General features: G+C 66.8%; 2 protein-coding genes. Both read left to right on the top strand.

The annotated features are described in order from the left end of the window. A partial coding sequence (locus EN932_RS37395; protein ID WP_164890913.1) for an ArsR family transcriptional regulator occupies nt 1–199 on the top strand: 199 nt, incomplete at its 5' end. A 44-nt stretch (nt 200–243) separates the two neighbouring features. Further along, nucleotides 244–702 (top strand): NAD(P)-binding protein (locus tag EN932_RS37390; protein WP_164890912.1); only part of this gene is annotated, 459 nt, incomplete at its 3' end.

Below are 702 nucleotides of genomic sequence, written 5' to 3'. Positions count from 1 at the left end.
GCTCGACATTCCGTCCTCCACGCTGTCGCATCACCTCAAACGGCTGGTCGATACCGGGCTTGTCACGCAGGAACGGCAAGCGACGACGCTGATCTGCCGCGCCAACTATCCCGGCATGAATGCGCTGATCGGCTATCTCGCCGACGAGTGCTGCGCGGATGCTGTCTGCGCGCCCGCCGTCGGCAAAGCACTGGCCTGATTTTTCTGCGCGTATAATTCGAACATACCGGAAGGATCGAACCTATGGACATGATGGCAAACCTTCCCGTCGCGGTAATTGGCGCCGGCCCGGTCGGCCTTGCCGCCGCGGCGCATCTGGTCGAGCGCGGCATCCGCCTGCTGATCCTGGAGCGCGGCGAAAGCGTTGGTGCCGCACTGCTCGAATGGGGCCACGTGCGGGTGTTCTCGCCTTGGGAATACAACATCGACGCGGCGGCGCGGGCGCTGCTCGACCGCTCCGGCTGGACGGCGCCGGACAGCCAGGGCCTGCCGACCGGCGGCGAGATCGTGCGCGACTATCTGGCGCCGCTTGGCCGGCTTCCGGCGATCGCCGCCAATCTGAAGCTCGGCGCCGAGGTCACCGCGATCACCCGTCAGGGGCACGACAAGGTCGCCAATGAGGGCCGCAAGGACGCGCCCTTCGTCATCCGCTACCGCGATGGCGGCGGTGAGCACCGCTTTCTCGCACGCGCCGTCATCGAC

Source organism: Mesorhizobium sp. M7A.F.Ca.US.002.01.1.1, from assembly GCF_004022955.1.
Taxonomy (GTDB): domain Bacteria; phylum Pseudomonadota; class Alphaproteobacteria; order Rhizobiales; family Rhizobiaceae; genus Mesorhizobium; species Mesorhizobium ciceri.
This window is presented reverse-complemented; position numbering and strand designations above follow the sequence as displayed.